The following is a 554-nucleotide window of genomic DNA, read 5'->3' as shown; positions in this document are numbered from 1 at the left end:
ACAATTCGGCAGGCCGGCTGATTTCCCTGAACGCAGACGGCCTGTCGGTGACGGCAACCGGCGCACTCACGAACGCGGCCGGCGCGAACGTGAGTGGCGATCCGGGCGGCGTCATCGGCGGCAAGGGCGACGTGACCGTACAGGGGAACACGGTCACGAACAGCGGCTCGATGTCGGCCGACGCGAACCTGCACGTGATCGGCCAGAGCGTCGACAACGGTAATGGCGCGCTGCACGCCGGACAGACTACCACCGTCGACGCCGGCAATCATCTTTCGAATGCCGGCGGCCGGGTTGAGGGTCAAAGCGCCGTGTTGAACGGCGCGACGCTGGACAACTCCCAGGGCACGGTCAATGCGGCGACGGTCTCGCTGAACGGCACGACGTTGCTGAACCACGGCGGGACGGTCACGCAGACCGGCACCGGCCCGATGACGGTCGCGATTACCGACACCCTCGACAACTCGAACAACGGCCTGATCCAGACGCGCAGCACGGATCTGTCGCTCACGTCCACTACCCTGATCAACGACAACGGCGGCACGATCACGCAC

1 protein-coding gene is annotated in these 554 nt (G+C 65.9%); it reads left to right on the top strand.

Going from position 1 to position 554, the window contains the following annotated elements; all coding sequences use genetic code 11:
• On the top strand, positions 1–554 hold a 554-nt coding region (locus tag J5M73_RS30965), incomplete at both ends, for a hypothetical protein (protein WP_207816861.1).

Source organism: Pseudomonas sp. 50_B, assembly GCF_017491625.1.
GTDB classification, from domain to species: Bacteria; Pseudomonadota; Gammaproteobacteria; order Pseudomonadales; family Pseudomonadaceae; genus Aquipseudomonas; species Aquipseudomonas danubii.
The sequence above is the reverse complement of the archived record's forward strand: the minus strand, read 5'-3'. Positions and strand labels throughout refer to the sequence as shown.